Below are 3,461 nucleotides of genomic sequence, written 5' to 3'. Positions count from 1 at the left end.
GCAGTTCAAAATAAACATGACGCAACGCTTTTTGTAAAGAAATGAGACGGATTTGAATGCGATCAATCACAACATTGAGATCAACTTCTGGTGGCAATACTAAGTTGCCATAAACCGTACAGTACTGACACTGGTGGCTGGGATCATGGTGATCGTGTTGTGGCTTAGGATGATGCATCCGAGGTTGTAGGGAACTGTCTATATGTGTAGATGAAGAGGATAGAGTATTGTGTTGAACAAGGCTTTTTTTCTGAGACAACTGATCACTACTGTCAATCAATAGTGTGATCGTCTCACATACCGGTGCAATTTGATATTGCTTCGGTAGCAAGGGCTGTATGAATACAGCGATTTGAAAAAAAACAGCTGCAAATCCTAGCAGCAGGCCCAAACGTAACAACTAAATGCTCATCCCAACATTTGATTAGCGTGGAGTATAACAAAGCAAAGAGACTTGTGAAGCTGTAATTTTCAGAAACTCGCATGAATGGTTAAGCATATTCTGGATAAAAAATTGCTCTCATTTTCATTGGAGATGCCAAGCTGCGTGTTGCTTTACACATTTAATAGATCAATATAAGCGCAATTTATATTTCAGCTTGAGTTGCGTAAGTATTATTTTTTAAAGCACAAAAAAATAGCATGCAATTTTAAAAAGCATGCTATTTATTGCGTTGTATTGGTTGATGGATTAACGCTTAACTGCCACTTTTTCTTTGTTGCGTTGGCGTACAGTTTTTTCCACTTTTTCACGTGCACGTTGACGTTTTAATGGCGAAAGATAATCAACAAATAATTTACCATTGAGGTGGTCACATTCATGTTGAATACATACAGCCAATAAGCCATCTGCTTCAAGCTCAAATGTTTGTCCATCTAAATCAAGTGCTTCAACTTTTACTCGTGAAGCACGTTCGACTTTGTCATAGATGAGTGGGACAGATAAACACCCTTCTTCATAAGGCTGAGTTTCTTCAGTCAATGGTGTAATTTTAGGGTTAATAAAAACCATTGGCTGGTCTTTTTCTTCCGATAAATCCATGACAACAAGTTGGATATGCTGGTCAACTTGAGTTGCTGCTAAACCAATACCTGGTGCTTGATACATTGTTTCGAACATATCAGCAGCCAATTGGCGAATTTCATCAGTAACTTTGTCAACAGGTTTGGCAATAGTACGCAAACGAGGATCAGGAAAACTTAAAATGGGTAATAAGGCCATGCGCAATCCTCACTATTGTTGCCGTAGTATGAAAAATACATGAAGCGATGAATGCTCCAGAAATAAAAAAAGGTGATTCTGCTCAGTATAACGCAAACAAAAGGCAAACTTTAGGAAAAAATGATTAAGATCTGAAGCAGTTTGGGCTAACAATGGCTTGTTTCGTTTTTTTCATGTGATTTCCATAGATTAAAATTATATTTTTCGATTTCTTATGATGATTTTGCGAAAGCAAATACCGTTTTTACAATTTTAAGAGTAGTTCTACAAGCTTGACACTGATGAACGATAAAAAATAAATCATTTACTGAACGCTTAGCATGATACTGGTGTGGTGACCAAGTTTTAAAAAAAATAATTCAATTGACCTTTAAGAGTACAAATGATGACAACAGATATAGAACATTGTCTACCGTATGTGCAGTTATGGTTTTTGCTACAACATTCGATTTCTGCATATCGCAAATTAGAACAATATTTTGGCGGTGTGGAAGACGCCATCCAACCTAAAAATTTACTCAAATGGCATCAGTTAAAATTACATGAAAATCATATAAAGAGAGCCACCCAATTCTATAGTGATGAAGTGCAGTCCCAATTTAAACGCTGTTTAAAGTTATTAACAGCAGAGAGCGACTTTATACTCATTGATCATGATGAGCGCTATCCAAAACAACTGTTGCATTATATGAATCGCCCACCGATTTTATTTGTACAAGGTGCATGGCAAAACTTACACCAACCTCAGATTGCCATTGTAGGGAGTCGAGTTCCTAGTCCTCAGGGGAAACAAGTTGCCTATGATTTTGCGTATTACTTGGGTGAAAGAGGTTTTTATATTACCAGTGGTATGGCACTGGGGATTGATGAAGCAGCACACGAGGCGGGCATAGCGCATAAACGCACTATTGCAGTGATTGGGACGGGTATTGATCAAATATATCCTACGCAAAATAGACAATTACAACAAAAAATTTTAGCCAATGCTGGTTGTGTTGTGACTGAGTTTTTACCTGAGACAAAGCCTTTACAACATAATTTTCCACGCCGTAATCGTATCGTTAGTGCTTTAAGTTTGGGTGTGCTGGTTGCTGAAGCAGGCTTAAAGAGTGGTTCATTAATCACAGCAAAAGCTGCGGCAGAACAAGGAAAAATGATTTTTGTAATACCAGGCCATATTTATTCCGAATCTCATAAAGGTTGTCATCAGTTGATCCGTGAGGGGGCAGTATTGGTTGATCACCCTGAACAAATTATTGAAGATCTGGCTTTGCCAACACAATGGCACTGTCAACAGACGCTTTCTGAGCAGCTGGATCCCTGTGATTATGAACAAGTTCCTTCACATTTATTGAAACTATTGAACCAATTGGATTGGGTTGGACAAGATTTAGACCAGTTAAATCAACAACTCAATTTAACAACCGCTGAATTGACTGGACAGCTTGTGGAGCTAGAGCTTTTGGGCTTTTGTATGCAGCAGTGTGGTTTATATTTACGTTGCCGTATTTAGTAATAGGGTTCACAATAGTTTTTTTGGAATAAAAAAAGGTACTAAATACAATGATTACGACCTCAGTTGCTGAAGCTGCACAATGTTTGGCTCAGGGTCAAGTTTTAGCTTATCCAACAGAAGCCGTATGGGGACTTGGATGTGATCCATATAATGAGCAAGCATTTTTAAAAATTTTACAGCACAAACAACGGCCTATTGAGAAGGGTGTTATTTTGTTGGCAGGTCAAATTAGCCAAGTCGAACACTTGCTCACTTCTCTCGATCCACAAATCCGTGAACGTGTCATACAAAGTTGGAGTGGTACAGCAGCCACTGAGCGAGCAACGACTTGGTTACTAGATGCTGATCAGCACATTCCACACTGGATTAAGGGTGAACACCCTAAAGTCGCTATTCGGGTAAGTAATCATCCTTTATGTATTGCATTATGCAATGCCTTTAATGGCTTTATTGTTTCTACCAGTGCAAATCCAGCAGGTGCTACTCCAGCACGCTCATTACAAGAAGCAATGCAATACTTTGGTTCAGAGCTGAAATACCTAAATGGTGACCTCGGGCTTTGTCAGCAACCTAGTCGAATTATTGATGCAAGCAGTGGTGAAGTGATTCGAGCTTAGTCGATACTGTTAATAGACATCAATAAAATCGTTGGTGAACACTATAAAGGGTGAATTTTTGCAGATTATGTGTTGTAGAAGCTGAGTTTTTTACCCTCATCTGCCC

The 3,461-nt window shown here is 38.7% G+C and carries 4 protein-coding genes; 2 read left to right on the top strand and 2 right to left on the bottom strand.

Features of this window, described 5'->3' with window-relative positions:
- Both Aru01_RS18075 and def read right to left on the bottom strand, forming a co-directional pair.
- Positions 1–400 (bottom strand): hypothetical protein (locus Aru01_RS18075; protein WP_042111765.1); only part of this gene is annotated, 400 nt, incomplete at its 3' end.
- Positions 401–691: 291 nt separating this feature from the next.
- The gene (gene def, locus Aru01_RS18070; RefSeq protein ID WP_016654752.1) at positions 692–1,222 is read right to left on the bottom strand and encodes a peptide deformylase; all 531 of its coding nucleotides are present in this window, start codon (positions 1,220–1,222) and stop codon (positions 692–694) included.
- A 382-nt stretch (positions 1,223–1,604) separates the two neighbouring features.
- Here def and dprA point away from each other — a divergent pair, with 382 nt between their 5' ends.
- Together dprA and tsaC are read left to right on the top strand one after the other, a co-directional pair.
- Entirely contained in the window at positions 1,605–2,735 is a 1,131-nt protein-coding gene (dprA, locus tag Aru01_RS18065) for a DNA-processing protein DprA (RefSeq protein ID WP_016654753.1), read from the top strand.
- Positions 2,736–2,785: 50 nt separating this feature from the next.
- On the top strand, positions 2,786–3,355 hold the full coding sequence (tsaC, locus tag Aru01_RS18060) for an L-threonylcarbamoyladenylate synthase type 1 TsaC (protein WP_016654754.1): 570 nt from the start codon (positions 2,786–2,788) through the stop codon (positions 3,353–3,355).
- Positions 3,356–3,461 lie beyond the last annotated feature (106 nt).

The organism is Acinetobacter rudis (assembly GCF_000829675.1).
Lineage (GTDB): Bacteria > Pseudomonadota > Gammaproteobacteria > Pseudomonadales > Moraxellaceae > Acinetobacter > Acinetobacter rudis.
The sequence above is the reverse complement of the archived record's forward strand: the minus strand, read 5'-3'. Positions and strand labels throughout refer to the sequence as shown.